This window comes from Streptomyces sp. NBC_00503 (assembly GCF_036346895.1).
Classification (GTDB): Bacteria; Actinomycetota; Actinomycetes; order Streptomycetales; family Streptomycetaceae; genus Streptomyces.
Genome location: NZ_CP107855.1, coordinates 7589432 through 7603451, shown reverse-complemented (window position 1 = coordinate 7603451; position 14020 = coordinate 7589432). Strand labels below are relative to the sequence as shown.

The 14020-nt window shown below is 70.3% G+C and carries 15 protein-coding genes and 1 pseudogene; 9 read left to right on the top strand and 7 right to left on the bottom strand.

From position 1 onward, the window contains the following. Positions 1-413: 413 nt before the first annotated feature. A complete protein-coding gene (locus OG490_RS34640) occupies positions 414-1640 on the bottom strand; it encodes a CapA family protein (protein WP_330300239.1) in 1227 nt (408 codons plus the stop codon). 55 nt (positions 1641-1695) lie between these two features. Here OG490_RS34640 and OG490_RS34635 point away from each other — a divergent pair, with 55 nt between their 5' ends. The 4 genes from OG490_RS34635 to OG490_RS34620 all read left to right on the top strand — a co-directional run bounded on the left by OG490_RS34635 (position 1696) and on the right by OG490_RS34620 (position 5326). After that, entirely contained in the window at positions 1696-3510 is a 1815-nt protein-coding gene (locus tag OG490_RS34635; protein WP_330300238.1) for a S9 family peptidase, read from the top strand. 193 nt (positions 3511-3703) lie between these two features. Then, positions 3704-4258, top strand: coding sequence for a YceI family protein (locus OG490_RS34630; RefSeq protein ID WP_330300237.1), 555 nt, complete (start codon positions 3704-3706; stop codon positions 4256-4258). A gap of 98 nt (positions 4259-4356) precedes the next feature. Further along, the gene (locus OG490_RS34625; RefSeq protein WP_330300236.1) at positions 4357-4914 is read left to right on the top strand and encodes a GNAT family N-acetyltransferase; all 558 of its coding nucleotides are present in this window, start codon (positions 4357-4359) and stop codon (positions 4912-4914) included. A gap of 85 nt (positions 4915-4999) precedes the next feature. After that, positions 5000-5326: a hypothetical protein gene (locus OG490_RS34620; protein WP_330300235.1), complete on the top strand. Its 327-nt coding sequence runs from the start codon at positions 5000-5002 to the stop codon at positions 5324-5326. A gap of 116 nt (positions 5327-5442) precedes the next feature. Here the strand turns inward: OG490_RS34620 and OG490_RS34615 are convergent, their stop codons facing one another. Next, positions 5443-6300, bottom strand: coding sequence for an NAD(P)-dependent oxidoreductase (locus OG490_RS34615; protein WP_330300234.1), 858 nt, complete (start codon positions 6298-6300; stop codon positions 5443-5445). Between the two features lie 116 nt (positions 6301-6416). Here OG490_RS34615 and OG490_RS34610 point away from each other — a divergent pair, with 116 nt between their 5' ends. Then, on the top strand, positions 6417-6995 hold the full coding sequence (locus OG490_RS34610) for a TetR/AcrR family transcriptional regulator (protein WP_330300233.1): 579 nt from the start codon (positions 6417-6419) through the stop codon (positions 6993-6995). Here OG490_RS34610 and OG490_RS34605 read toward each other — a convergent pair. Together OG490_RS34605 and OG490_RS34600 are read right to left on the bottom strand one after the other, a co-directional pair. After that, positions 6989-7381, bottom strand: a complete 393-nt coding sequence (locus OG490_RS34605) for a VOC family protein (protein WP_330300232.1) — start codon at positions 7379-7381, stop codon at positions 6989-6991. The two genes, OG490_RS34610 and OG490_RS34605, sit on opposite strands and share 7 nt — an antisense overlap. A gap of 46 nt (positions 7382-7427) precedes the next feature. Then, positions 7428-7883: pseudogene (locus OG490_RS34600) on the bottom strand (SAM-dependent methyltransferase); the annotation flags it as partial. Between the two features lie 408 nt (positions 7884-8291). Between OG490_RS34600 and OG490_RS34595 the strand changes: the two are divergent. From OG490_RS34595 to galU, 3 genes are all read left to right on the top strand, one after another. After that, entirely contained in the window at positions 8292-9437 is a 1146-nt protein-coding gene (locus tag OG490_RS34595; RefSeq protein WP_330300231.1) for a hypothetical protein, read from the top strand. Further along, positions 9434-9799 carry a hypothetical protein gene (locus OG490_RS34590; protein WP_330300230.1) on the top strand — a complete coding sequence of 122 codons (366 nt, stop codon included), beginning with the start codon at positions 9434-9436 and terminating at the stop codon, positions 9797-9799. Before OG490_RS34595 ends, OG490_RS34590 begins: the two co-directional genes overlap by 4 nt. A 121-nt stretch (positions 9800-9920) precedes the next feature. Further along, positions 9921-10823 carry a UTP--glucose-1-phosphate uridylyltransferase GalU gene (gene galU, locus OG490_RS34585; protein WP_330300229.1) on the top strand — a complete coding sequence of 301 codons (903 nt, stop codon included), beginning with the start codon at positions 9921-9923 and terminating at the stop codon, positions 10821-10823. A gap of 4 nt (positions 10824-10827) precedes the next feature. Here galU and OG490_RS34580 read toward each other — a convergent pair whose 3' ends face one another. Beyond that, complete coding sequence (locus OG490_RS34580; protein ID WP_330300228.1) at positions 10828-11151, bottom strand: hypothetical protein; 324 nt, start codon at positions 11149-11151, stop codon at positions 10828-10830. 445 nt (positions 11152-11596) lie between these two features. On the opposite strand from OG490_RS34580, the gene OG490_RS34575 reads away from it, so the two are divergent. Further along, the gene (locus OG490_RS34575; protein WP_330301172.1) at positions 11597-11725 is read left to right on the top strand and encodes a DUF1269 domain-containing protein; all 129 of its coding nucleotides are present in this window, start codon (positions 11597-11599) and stop codon (positions 11723-11725) included. Between the two features lie 87 nt (positions 11726-11812). On the opposite strand, the gene OG490_RS34570 is transcribed toward OG490_RS34575, so the two are convergent. After that, complete coding sequence (locus tag OG490_RS34570; RefSeq protein WP_330300227.1) at positions 11813-13045, bottom strand: hypothetical protein; 1233 nt, start codon at positions 13043-13045, stop codon at positions 11813-11815. 122 nt (positions 13046-13167) lie between these two features. Continuing rightward, positions 13168-14013, bottom strand: a complete 846-nt coding sequence (locus OG490_RS34565) for a class I SAM-dependent methyltransferase (RefSeq protein WP_330300226.1) — start codon at positions 14011-14013, stop codon at positions 13168-13170. Positions 14014-14020: the final 7 nt, after the last annotated feature.

Below are 14020 nucleotides of genomic sequence, written 5' to 3'. Positions count from 1 at the left end.
ACCTGATCGACTGATCGACTGATCGACCTTCTTGACCTTCTTGGCGGAATGGGAATGATCCAGAAGGCGGGTCCCCGCGATTTCTGGTGATCTCGCGTCCTGCCGCCTTCTGGATCATCGGATCGCCCTAGTTGACGGAAGAACCGCCGGCGATGCTGTAGGCCTTCTTACGGCGAACAATGCGCATGGGGATACACCCCCTCCCTTGTTCGGTGACCTCGGAATTGTGCTTCGGAATGCAATTCTTCGCGCCATGCATTCAGGCCAGCTTCCGGTGTCCGCCCGTGTGGCGTTCGCGCATGTTGATTACGGGTGTCCAGGTTCGGAAGAGCTCGGGAGAGAGGGCACCTGCGGGAATGACGCGCCGTGAGCGGGGCAGATCTTGGCCGATAGCAGATTTACCCGCACAAGCTTCACGCGCCGTTCACGGCCTGGGCACGCAGGACGAGCAGGGGCTGCTCAGCGAAGACCGCTCCGTCGTCGAGGAGGTCCGCGCCCGGCCCGGCCTTGGACATGGCGGTGCGCAGGAAGGCGAGCACCTCGCCGAAGCGCGGGTGGTCCCGGGAGACGACCTGGGGGGTGCCGTCATCGTCGATCAGACAGGGCACGAGGCCGGTGCGGCCGATGCCGGTGTCCTCCAGTTCGACGATCGCGATCGCGGTGATCCGGGCGTCGGCGTGGAAGGGGAACGCGGCCGGGGAGCCCGGGCGCGGGTAGATGCCGTACTCCCCGAAGACCTCGGCCAGGGCCTCGGGTTCGAGCTCCTGCGGGTCGGCGCCGCGGGCGCGCAGTTCCTCCGCCTGGCGGGGCAGGTCGAAGACCATGTGGCCGAGACCGAAGAAGACGGGGGTTTCTTCGATGAACTGGACGCCGCGCAGGAGGTGGTGGTGGTGTCCGAGGACGAGGTCGGCGCCGGCTTCCACGAGGAGTTCGGCGCAGAGCCGTTCGTGCTCGGTGATCACCCAGGGGCGGGTGTGGTCTCCCCAGTGCACGCTGACCACGACCAGGTCGGCTCCCTCCTTGGCCGCCCGTACGCTCTCCTCGACCTCGGCCCAGTCGTGCTCGTTCAGGACGGAGACCACCTTGGCAGGGGCTCCCGGGACGAGGTGGCCGGGGAACGGCGCGGTGTAGCAGTCCTCGGCGCGCAGGGGCGCGACGCCGGGGGTGGCGGGGCCGGCCTGGGTGCCGACGACCATGACCGAGGCCATGGCGATGAAGGCGACGGCGGGCCGTCCGCCTCCACCCCCGCCCCCTGCGTCGGCCTCGGAACCGGGGTCGGCCTGGAGGGTGGTGGGGCGCCTGGCGGTTTCGATGTCCGGGCCGGCGCCAACCGTTCGTACGCCTTTTCCGGACAGTGTCGCGATGGTTTCGGCCAGGCCCTCATATCCGGCGTCCATGGCGTGGTTGTTGGCCAGGGACATGACGTCGAAGATCGCCAAAGGCCCTGCATTCTCCGGCGACACGATGGTGGCCGTGGACATGCCCGGGGCAGGCCTTCCGTTTTCGGCCAACACCCCCTCGAAGTTGCCGAATACGATATCCGCTGAGGCCAGAACGGGCAGAATCCCATCAAATGCCGAACTGGGCTTGAGACGGTCAATCAGCACATCGCCAACTGCCGCAAGAATTCTGGTGGTCATGCCCTTAGGCTGTCACGGTGGACCCCTTCGGCGAAAGCAGAATGGATATTCTGATATGCCTTCCGACCACTGGCAGGACCGCTTCACGGCTTCGCGGCCCGGCTTCCCGTACGGGGCCGCGGACGCCCCGGAGCGTTCGCTGTACACGTGCAACACCAGCGGAGCCTGCGAGATCCACGTCTGGGACCGTGCCGCCGATGTGCACCGCCAGGTCACGCGGCGGGCGGCCGGGACGAGTCTGGGGGCGCTGAGCGCCGACGGGCGTCGGGTGTGGTGGTTCGACGACACCGACGGGGACGAGGTCGGGCGGTGGATGACACAGCCCTTCGAGGCCGGCCCGGGCGAGGTACCCGGTGAGGGACGCAGCGACGGAGCCAGTGACGGAAGGGGCGAAGGAGCTGGTCGGGGCACGCCCGTGCGCGGGGTGCCGGAAGGGTTTCCCGCGGGGCTGGCGCTCGGTGCCGAGCTGACCCTGATCGCCGTGGCCACCGACGAGGGGACCGGTCTGTGGTCGCTGCCCTCCGGCGGCTCCGAGGACGGGACGGCCACGCTGCTGCGCGCGTTCGAGGACGATGTGGATCTGCTCGCGGTGTCGGCCGACGAGCGGCTGGCGGTGCTCGCCCGCGACACCGGCCTGGAGGTGATCTCCACCGCGGATGGTAAGCCGGTCACCGTGCTCGCGGATCCGGCGGGCGGGGAGCTCGACGCCTTCGGCTTCAGCCCGGTGCCCGGCGACCGGCGCCTGGTGGTGCGGCGCGAGACGCCGCAGAGCGTCCTGCTCGGGGTGCAGGACCTGGATCGGGGCACGCGAACGCCCGTACCCCTGCCGCCCGGTGAGCCCGTGGCCGAGTGGTACCCCGACGGCAAGGCGCTGCTGGTCACCGTGCACCACCAGGGGCGCAGCACGCTGCACCGGCATGATCTGGTCACCGGGCGGAGCACTGCCCTGCCGGTGCCGGCGGGCACGATCGACGCGGCGGGCGTGCGCGCGGACGGCCGGGTCGAGTACGTGTGGTCCTCGTCGGCTCGGCCCCCAGTCGTACGGGTCCTGGACGCGGACGGCAGCGACCGGGTGCTGTTCCGGCCGCCGGGGAACGTCCCGCCGGGCGGTCCGGAGCTCGAGGACGCGTGGGTGCCGACTCCCGCCGGGCCGCTGCACCTTCTGACCGCCCGCGCGGCCGGGACACCCCGGGGCACCGTGTTCCTGCTGCACGGCGGGCCGCACGCCGCCGACTCGGACCGCTACTCCGCCTACCGGGCGGTGTGGACGGACGCGGGCGTGACGGTCGTGCACGTCAACTACCGGGGTTCCACCGGCTACGGCACGGCGTGGCGCGACGCCAATCACGGGCGGCCCGGGTTCCCCGAGCTGGAGGACCTGAACACCGCGTACGAGTGGGCCGTCGGCGCCGGGCTGGCCGAGCCGGGCCGCTGCCTGGTCGCCGGCTCGTCCTGGGGAGGCTTCCTCACCCTGCTGGCGCTCGGGCTGCACCCGCACCGGTGGGCCGCCGGGATCGCGGAGTCCCCCATCGCGGACCACGCCGCGGCCTACGGGCAGCGGCCGGAGTTCTTGCAGGCCTTCGACCGGGAGCTGTTCGGGGGCTCGCCCGAGGAGCTGCCGGAGGTGTACGCGGCCTCGTCACCGCTGACCTACGTCGATCGCGTACGGGCACCCGTGCTGGTGCTCCACGGGCACAACGACCCCCGGTGCCCGCCCGGGCAGATCGACCGGTATCTGGAGCGGCTGCGGGAGCGGGGAGTGCGGCACGAGCGGTACGGCTACGACGCCGGGCACGGGACCCTGGTCGGAGCCGAGCTGATCCGGCAGGCGACCGTGCAGATGCGGTTCGTGGACGGGGTGCTGGGCTGAAACCGGCGCCGTGCCCGTCGTCCGGCACCGGACCGGGGTGCCGGCCGCCTCTGACTTCGCGGCGGCCGGGACCGTTCCCCGATCGGGTGACGTAGCGGCGTGGTGGGCGTGGTCGAACGCCCTGCGCTGCGGGTCTGGCTAGCGTGGTCCAGCGCCTCACGTCCCCGTCCCCCCTACCCCGCGGAGCAGGTCCATGACCACCACCCCCCTCACCTCGCTCACAGGGAACTACTCCCTCGACCCCGCCCACTCCCAGATCGGGTTCGTGGCCCGGCACGCCATGGTCACCAAGGTCCGGGGCGCTTTCAACGAGTTCGAAGGCACCGCCTACCTGGACGGCGCGGAGCCCGCCAAGTCCTCCGCGACGATCACCATCAAGGCCGCGAGCATCGACACCCGCAACGAACAGCGGGACGGTCACCTGCGCACCAACGACTTCCTGGACGCCCCGAACTTCCCGGACATCACCTTCGTGTCCACCGGTGTGGAACCGCTCGACGACAGCCACTTCCGTGTGACGGGCGGCCTCACCATCAAGGACGTCACCCGGTCGATCAGCATCGACTTCGAGTTCCAGGGCAGCGCCAAGGACCCGTTCGGGAACGAGCGGGTGGGCTTCGAGGGCTCGGTTCCGATCAGCCGCAAGGAGTACGGGATCACCTGGAACGCGGCTCTGGAGGGCGGCGGCGTCCTGGTGGGCGACAAGGTCGTCCTGGAGTTCGAGGTCTCCGCGATCCGGCAGCCCTGACCGGACCCGCTCCCCCGCCCCCGCCCCCGCCACTGCCACTGCCACTGCCACGTAGTGTCGGCAAGCATGTCCGTGACACTTCGGGGGGGGGGGACCGCATGACGCAGCAGGGGATCATCGCGAGGGAGCGCCTGGACGGACCAGCCGCGGTGGAGGCCGAGGGCGCGTTCAGGGTGATCTACGCCGAAGCCTTCGCGGAGGCTCCGTACAACGAGACCGCGGACGATGTCGCCGCCGCCTTCCGCCGCTTCCCCGTGCAGGCTCGCCGCCGCGGCTTCAGCGCTGTCCTGGCCCGTACCCCGGAGGGCGAGCCGATCGGCATGGGGTACGGCTTCCCGCTGCGGTCCGACACCGTGTGGTGGGACGAACTGACCGAGCCCGTGCCCGCCGACATGCGGCGCGAGGACGGGCGGCGCACCTTCGGGCTCATGGAACTCGCCGTGCGCGGACCGTGGCGCGGACAGGGCGTCGCGCGGGGTCTGCACGAGACGCTACTCGAAGGCATCGGAGCCGAGCGGGTGCTGCTGAACGTGCACCCGGTGAGCAGGGCCGCGTCGGCGGCCTACCGGGCGTGGGGATACCGCAAGGTCGGCGAGGCGCGGCCCTGGGGCGACGGCTCGGATCTCCATGACGTGATGCTGCTCGATCTGCGCTGACCGCGGACTCTCGGGTGAAAAGATCTCGGCTCTGAGGGAGTTTCGGGTCCGGGCCCTGCGTGAGCAGGGGTGGGGCCGGGGCCTGATGGCAGCGGCTGCCCTCATCTGGCTCTGGATCGCCTACCTGCTCATCTTCCCCTTCAGTACCGGCCAGGGCGCGAACTCCAAGCCCGTCGAGTGCGAATCCAGGGACTTCCACCAGGACGGCAGGAAGTACGCGGTGTCGTACCGCGCCGACGCGGGCGAGCGCTGCGACGCCGAGCGCGACTGGGCACCGATCCTCGCCGGCCTCCTCCTCTCCCTCCCCCTGGCCGCACTCGGCACCGGCCTGTACGCCACCGGCACCTCGGCGACCCGCACTGTCGCGTACGCCACCGAAATCGCGCGGCTCAACGCCACCAAGGAGTTCTGAGAACCCGATTCCGGGCCTGCGCCGGCCGCCCCGATCGCCTCACCATCGGCGATTCCGGCGAGGTCAAGGCCTGACTCAATCACCTTGTCACCGGCCCCACCGGCGGCATCAGCGCCTCAGCGCCTCAGGAGTGCGACCAGGCTGGAGCTGCTGTCCGCGCCGTGGCCCGCGGCAACACCGCCGCGGAACAGGTCCACATGGGCCTGCAGCACGGACGTGTCGAGCCCGGAGTCGGCGGCGGTGCGGGTGAGGTGCTCGACGCTGGAGAGGCACATCGTCAGACGGTCGACCTCCCCGCCGTGCTCGTTCGCGTCGATCCTGGGCGCGTAGAAACGGATGAAGTTGCCCATGCTGTCCGCGGTGTACGTCGCGTACGGAAGGAAGTCCTCCATGGACAGCCCGTTCGCCTGGGCAACGGCCGCGGCCTGCCAGTAACCCGTCATGGCCGTCCAGAACATGACCATGTTGATCTGGTAGTACAGCGCCGCCAGGCCGGGCTCCTCGCCCCGGAAGTCCGGAGTGGTCAGCACCGTCAGCAATTCGCGGTGCTCCTCGTACAGCTCGTGCGGACCGCTGTAGAAGGCCGAGGACTCGGGCTTGCCCATCCCCGCGGGCGGGATGTTGAACGCGCCCACCAGGTACGAGGCTCCGCGCTCCTTCGCCCAGTGCGCGGCGGCGCGCGCCCTCTCGGGCGTGTCGGACGACAGGTTGATCAGTACCTTGCCGTTCAGGTCCGCCTCGCCGAGGGTCCCGTACATCGCGCCGACGTCGATGAGGCTGAGCAGCACGGGGCCGCCCGCCTCCAGCGCCGCGGCGAGGTTCCCGGCCTCGACCGCGCCGCGCGCCACCAGCGCCTCGGCCCTGCCGGCGGTGCGGTTCCACACCGTCACTTCGTATCCCGCGTCGAGGAACGCCCCCGCCATGGCCCGGCCCATGGGTCCGAGTCCGATGACGGTCACCGTGCGCTTGCTCATGAAGATCCCCATCCATTCACTGACCGACTAGAACGAACGCTCTATCTAGAGACTTGGGCGACCGTAACACAGGGCTGGAGCGAACGCTCTATTTAGGGACGGGGTACGATGCCCCCATGGCAGAAACCGCACTGGGCACCAGGGAGCGCCTGGTCAGGACCGCTTCTCGACTGATGCAGCACCAGGGGTACGAGAACGCGCCGATCAAGCAGATCGTGCGCGACGCCGAGGCGACCCTCGGCTCGCTCTACCACTTCTTCCCCGGCGGCAAGCAGGAGCTCGCGGTGGCCGCGATCCGCTTCGGCGACCAGGAGTTCGCGGAACTGCTGCGCAGCGGGCTGGACTCGCACGAGGACGCGGCGGAGGCGGTCGGAGCAGTGGCCGCCCAACTGGCCGCGGCCCTGCACACCTCTCAATGGGCGGACGGCTGCCCGGTGACGGCCACCGCGCTGGAGACCCTGGACCGGCTCCCGGACATCCAGGCGGCCTGCGCGGACGCCTTCCACAACTGGCAGAGCCTGGTGGCCGAGAAGCTGCTCGCGGCGGGCATCGCGGAACCGGATGCCCGCGACCTGGCGGTCACGGTCATCAACACCCTCGAGGGTGCGGAGATGACCTCCCAGGTCACCCGCAGCCAGACCCCCCTGCTGACGGCCGGCCGTCACCTCGCCCGGCTGGTTCGCTCGTACTACTGACGGGGCCCCTCTTCCGGCGCCCGGTCCGAGTCGCTGCGCAGGACACAGAATTCATTGCCTTCAGGGTCGGCGAGGACCGCCCAGCCGGAGCCGTCGGGGTTCCGGTGATCGGCGACAAGAGTGGCTCCGAGGCCGAGCAGCCGGTCGACCTCCTGCTCGCGCGAGGTCTCGGGGCGCAGGCAGAGATGGATCCGGTTCTTGATCTTCTTGGGCTCGGGCACCTGATTGAAGTACAGGACCGGGCCCTCTGCCAGCAGCACCTGAGTCTCCCGATCGCCCGGTTTGTCCCCCGGGTCCACTGGACGGCCGGTCACCCTGCTCCAGAACCGGGCCAGCTCATAGGCATCCGCACAGTCGATCGCCACGTTCTGCACTACCGAAACCATGCGCGCCAGCCTTCCCGAATTTCACTTCGTACGCCACCGAGGCCCGTCAGTTCGAGGTCTGGCGCAGGACCAGGGAGACGAAGCCCCAGCTGTCGCGGTAGGACCGCAGCCATTCGGAGCGTCGGGCGGTTGCGGTCTCGAGTACGTGCGAACTGTCCGGATCGGCGGGGTGGTCCAGGGCCCACGAGGCCAGGGAGCCCCAGCAGGCCCATTCGTAATCGTCGAGTTCGCGGCGCGTGCTGACGTGCCCGTCGACCGGAGTCCACCCGTCGGCGACGACTTGGTCCACGGTGGTCGCCAGGTCGGTGAGGCCCTCGAACATCTCGAGGGCCTCCGGAGAGGGACGGCTGTCCCAGAATCCTTCGCCGATCAGGACCCGACCTCCTGGAGCCAGGTGCTCGCGTGCCGCGGCGAGGGTGGGCAGCAGACCGCCGAAGGCGTGGGTGGCTCCGACGCTGAGCACCAGGTCGAACGGCTCCGAGGAGACGAAGTCCGCGGCCTCGATTCACCGGGGAAGCCTGCCAGGAGTCGGAGAGAGGGCGCATCCCCTTTTCGATCAAGGATCGGAAGGTACGAAGTAACCGCCGGTCCACAGGTCTTGACGATTGCACGGCGCCGCGGCCGCCCCGAGGACGTCCCGGTGGGCGGTGTCCGCCTTCTCGCCACGGGCAGCACAGGCCTTTGTGCGGATGTTTGTTTGATTTGGAGATCCCAGTCACACAAGATTACGTTTCCCTCATGCTGCACCGGGATCGCCGCGGCGCCGTCGGCCGGCGTGAGACCACTCCGTTCGCGGCCGTACCCACCTGCTGCGGGCGGCGGTGACGCCCGTGCGCTTCGCCGCCCGCCGCACCCTCTTGTTCACCCGCTCTGGAGAGGACTCCGCCCAAGTGCCCGAAACCGTCGACCGGTGGACCACAACGCTGCGCAGCGCCTGGCAACGCTGCGCAGCGCCTGGCAGCGCGGCGCGCTGTGGCCGTGGTACCTGGCGGCCATCGCCGCGTTCTGCGCGTATGCCGTGACCGTCGTGTTCCACCCCGGATACCTCAGCGTCGACAGCCTCGAACAGCTGGGGCAGGCCCTGGGCGACCAGCCGGTGAACGACTGGCATCCGCCGGTGATGGCCCTGCTGTGGCGGATCCTCATCCACACGACCGGCGCCGTATCGGCGATGGCCGCACTGCAGGTCGTCGTGTTGTGGGGGACGCTCTGGGTTCTCGCCCGGCTGGTGTGGAAGAACACCGGCAGCCGCTGGCTCTCCCTGGGGATGCTCGCCGTCGGCCTCGCCCCGCACGTCATGAACTTCACGGGAGTGGTGTGGAAGGACGTGCACATGGCGTACGCCCTGCTCGCGGCCTTCGCCGTCGTGCTCACCGCGCGGGAGTTGCCGGCCGGCCGGACCAAGACCCGCTGGGCGCTGCTGATCCTGGGCGTGCTGTTCCTCGCCTATGCCCTCCTGGTCCGGAAGAACGGCTTCGTCGCCGTGATCCCGGTCTTCATCATGCTGGTCCTCGCGATCCGGCCCTCCTCGGGCCTGCGCCGCTGGCTCATCGCCACCAGTGCGCTGATCGCGGTCACCGCGGTCGCCGGCGCGGCCGTGTCGGCGACCACCCATCCGGTCACCACCCGGCAGTACGCGCAGATCCCGCTGGACGACATCGTCCACGTGCTCACCCCGGCCGAGGTGCGCGCCGCGGCCGACAAGGCCGGTGCCAGTGCGGACTTCCGCAACCGCCTGGTCGCCGCCGCCACCACCTGCCAGAGCGAGCGCATCCCGGCCGACGCGTACTTCCAGTGCTTCCCGCGCAACAAGGCGCTCGGCGTCACCGAGCTGCGCGGCGACGCCGACGTCCTCCTGCGCATGTGGACGCAGGAGATGCCGAAGCACTTCGAGGGCTACACCGTGTACCGGGTCCGGGTCTTCTCCAAGCTGCTCTTCCAGGGCAACCAGGCCTTCCAGAACGGCAGCGACATCACCCCCCACGCCCCGCAACCCGACGCCCTGGAGAGCCGCCGGTCAACGAGACGCTCCAGGAATCCCTGCAGGGATACGTGACCGGGTTCGCCCGCGACCTGCCGATGCTCTTCCAGGGCTGGTTCTGGCTGGTGGTCGGCCTGGTCCTCACGCTGCGCCGCTGGAGCAGCCGCTACGCCCGCGAGATCCGGCTCCTCGGCGCCAGCTCGGTCCTGTACGTCCTCGCCTACCTGCCGACGGCGTCCCAGTCCAATTTCCGCTACGTGTACTGGCCCGCGCTCGCCGGCACCGTCGCCCTGCTGCTGCTCCTGGCCGACCACGTGGTGCGACGCCGCGCCTCCGTCGGTGGCGCCCCGGTCGACGTGGATCCGGGTGACCACGCGGGTGGCGGGTCCGGCGCCACACCGGGCGACGTCCGCCCCGTCGCGACGTCCGGTCCGTGACGGGCGCTGGCAGTATTTGAAGTGCTCAGGGTGACGGCCGGCTCCTCGCGCCTTCCGGTCGGCCGCCACCCGCGCGCACATCGAGGCCGCCCTCCATCCGTATGAAGTGGAAACATCCTTCGTGAACACAGCACATTCCGGACTCGTCAAAGCCGTCATCCCTGCGGCCGGGCTCGGGACCAGGTTCCTCCCGGCGACCAAGGCGACTCCCAAGGAAATGCTTCCGGTGGTCGACAAACCGGCCATCCAGTACGTGGTCGAGGAGGCGCTCGCCGCCGGGCTCACGGACGTGCTGATGATCACGGGCCGCAACAAGTACGCCCTGGAGGAGCACTTCGACCGCAACTGCGAGCTCGAAGACACCCTGCGTCGCAAGGGCGACTACGAACGCCTCTCGCGGATCGAGCAGCCCGCCGACCCCGCGACGCTGCACTACGTCCGCCAGGGCGATCCGCGGGGCCTGGGCCACGCGGTGCTCTGCGCCCAGCCGCACGTCGGGGACGAGCCGTTCGTGGTGCTGCTCGGCGACGACCTGATCGACCCGCGCGACCCCCTCCTGACGCGCATGGCCGAGGTGCGCCAGGAGTTCGGGGGCAGCGTGGTCGCGCTCATGGAGGTCGACCCCGACCAGGTCCACCTGTACGGCTGCGCCTCCGTGCGGCCCACCGCGGACGAGGACGTGGTGCGGATCACCGACCTGGTGGAGAAGCCCGCCCCGGGCGAGGCCCCGAGCAACCACGTGGTCATCGGACGGTACGTCCTGGACCCCGCGGTGTTCGAGGTGCTGCGCACCACCGAGCCCGGCCGCGGCGGCGAGATCCAGCTCACCGACGCGCTGCGCCGCCTCGCCGAGGACGAGTCCATCGGCGGCCCGGTGCACGGCGTCGTCTTCAAGGGCCGGCGGTACGACACCGGCGACCGCGGCGACTACCTGCGCACCATCGTCCGCCTGGCCTGCGAACGCGAGGACCTGGGGCCCGATTTCAGGGCGTGGCTGAGGCAGCTGGTGGCGGAGGGCAGCTGACCCGTCAGCAGGCGACGCTGGTGGAGGCGGCGACCGCGGTCTCGTTCAGGGCGTCCTTCTTGGCTCCCTTCAGGTCGCCCAGGTCGCCGCCGACAGCGGTCCAGTCCTTCTGCACGGCCTCGTAGGCGTCCTTGATCTGGTCCTTCGTGGCGGTGGCCGGGTCGAGGGCGTCGAGCTTGGCCGTGTCGCCCTTGAGCGTCGACAGGTTCGTGCACAGCGCGCTCGCGGCGTGGGCGGCCTCGGCCTTGGGACTCCTGTCGTCGGAGCACGCGGTGAGACCGAGTGCGGCGGTGGCGCAGAGCACGGTGGTCGCCACGGAACGCTTCATGAAAAGGGCCTTTCTCTACGGGAATCCGCCTGCCGTCGCGAGATCATCGCGGATGAGGTCGGATAAGTTCGGACAAAATTCCCATAGGCCGTCAGATTCCGCATCCGGTCACCGGACGTGCGCACAGGCTGTGTTGGGACCGGACGACCGCCGCCCTCGAAGTGCGCGGTGCGGCGAGCGGTGTTCGGATGACAGCCGTGCGTCCCCCTCCACAACGGGCGGGACGCACGGTTCACATCACGGGCATCAACGAGCGGAGCCAGGCATGACAGCCCTGCCCTTCGAAGACACCACGGACTTCGCCGACGCCGATCGGGGAGACAACGACGCGACGCGTACGGGTTCCTCTCCGGCCACCGTCCCGAGGACACGCTGCTGTCGTACGTGACGGTGCCCGACAAGGCCTTCGCGGTCGTCACGCCGTAGGCCCCAGCCCCGTAGGCAACTGCTCGGTGCCGCCCTCGGCGCCATCGGCGGGGCCATCGGCGGTTCCCTCTCCGACGTCGGCATAGACGGCGAGTTCATCGACAGCGTCCGGGAAGAGGCCAAGCTCCGCGAGGTCTTCGCCGCCTGAGCGCGCAGCACGCACGGGCTCTCGGGCACGGTGAAGGCCGAAATCGGCACCGCGCTGCGGTACTGACGCACCTGGCCGACGGTGGTGTCAGAGGTTGTCGCGGCGCATCGTGTACCTCCACACCGCGTCGAGTTCGTACTCGTACGGGGTGCCGGGCGGCGCCGGGGGAAGGAGGCGGGACGCCTCCACGCACCGCTCGTCGTCGTGCAGCGCAAGCCCGTAGACGGCGGTGACCTGGACCCGGCGGTCCGTGTCGCCCAGCAGAGCGGCCATCGCACCGGCGAAGTCGGGGTAGCGGTCCCGGCCCTCGGCCACGGTCAGGCAGGCGGCCTGCCGTACCACCGGGTCCGCGTCCGCCATCAGGACCAGCAGCGCCTCCCGGACATCACCGGGGAAGGCGGTCGGCACCTCCTGCCATGTGCTGCAACCGCGGGCCACCGCGCACCGCACCCCGGCGTCGCGGTGGGCGACGTAGGGGATGAGAGCCGCTCCGGCACGCGGATCGTTGTGCTCTCCGATCGCGACCAGCACCTCGGTGAGCACAGCGAGGTCCTTCTCCCCGGTGGACCAGTCGATGAAGAGGTCCAGGGCAGGGGCCGCGAACGCGTCCTCGTCGCTGTCGTCGAACAGGTGGGTCAGCCGTAGCACCTCGGCGCCGAACCTCCGGTGGGACGGCTCCGGATGCGTGCGCAGCGCCGCGGCGGCCGTCCATGTCTCCTGGTCACGACGGTTGGCCAGCAGGATGGTGACGTTTCCCCACGCCGCATGGTCCTTGTCGTGGCTCACCGCGCGTGCCATCAGCTCCGCGAACGAGCTGCGGATGCCGAGCAGTTCCTCCAGGTGCGTGAGGATCGCCGCGTACCCGTCGCGAACGGTCATCCCCCCGAGGGAGTACTCGTCCACGCCGTAGTACTCGTCGTCCTGGACCCGGGTACGGACGAGGGCGTCCCGGGAGCCGGTGAGGCGCCGGAGTTCGGCTTCGACCCCCGTCCGGTGCCAGCGGCGCGCCAGATCCTTCATTTCGAGCAACTCGGACTCGCTGTACCTGCCCCGAATCCTGTCGTCCAGCAGGGCCTCGACCAGCGCGGGCGAGCCCGAATCCACCGCTTCGCGCAGGGGTGGCAGCTCGTCCGGTCCGCACCGGCTCGGGTCGGCGCCGTTGTTGAGCAGCAGCTGGGCCATCCCGCCCGAGTGCATTCGGACGGCCAGGCGGAACGCGGCGTCCGTCATGTCGGCATCGTTGTTCTGCCGAATCAGGCTCTCCAGCAGGGCGGTGTCTCCGGCTCGGACCGCGGAGAGCAGGGTAGGACCGCTGTCCACCGCACCACTCTCGGCCTTCGCACCGCTCCCCATGTCCCCGCTCCCCCGTCGTGCCTTCGCAGCCTCGCAGCCTCGCAGCCTCGCAGCTCGCGAAGTCTAGTGCGGTGGCCGGCCAGCCCGGCCTAGAGCGGTCGGCGGCCCCAGGCCGAGATCATCGGGGCCGTGGCCAGGTCGAGTCGGCCGGCGGTCACGTTCGCCAGGTGGCGGTCGATCTCCTCGTCCTCGGCGAGCCGCTCGGCCACCAGGCGTCCGCGGATCTGGCGCACCGTCGCGGCCTCCAGTGCGGCGCAGGCCGGGGAGGTGATGGGGAAGTACGCGTCGGCTCCCACCTCGGCCAGGCCCGCCTCGCGGAGCACCCTCGGCAGGGTCCGGCCGAAGGAGAGGTCCGCGCCGCGGGCCGCCATCAAGGTGCGGAATGCGGACCGTAGCCGGTTCGCCAGCATCTCCTCGGGGCCCGACTCCTCAGGACACAGCCGCGGTTGCAGCATGGGGTCGGCGTCCTCGATCAGCAGCCAGCCGCCGGGCCGCAGCGCCCGTACCATCCGGCGTACCGCCTCGGCGCGCTCGGCCACGTGGACCAGGACCAGCCGTGCGTGGACGAGGTCGAAGGAGCCGGGCGACGGCGGTGGATCGGCCGCGACGTCGTGCCGGACCACTTCGACGACCCCGCCCGCGAACTCCCGGGTCCAGGAGACGTCGATGTCCGTGGCGAGCACCGCTCCCGCCGGGCCGACGCGCTCGGCCAGGCCGAGGGGTACGGAGGGACCGCCGGCCCCGACCTCCCAGCACCGCATCCCGGCGCCGATGCCGAGCCGGTCGACGTGCCGGAAGGTGACGGGGTCGAACAACTCCGCCAGGGCGCGGAAGCGGACACCCGCCTGGGCCTGCCGGTTGTCCAGCAGGTAGCCCTGGTCACTCTCCGACTCGGTGCCGTGTCCGGATTCGCGACCGCTCTCGTGCTCGTTCACCCGTCGA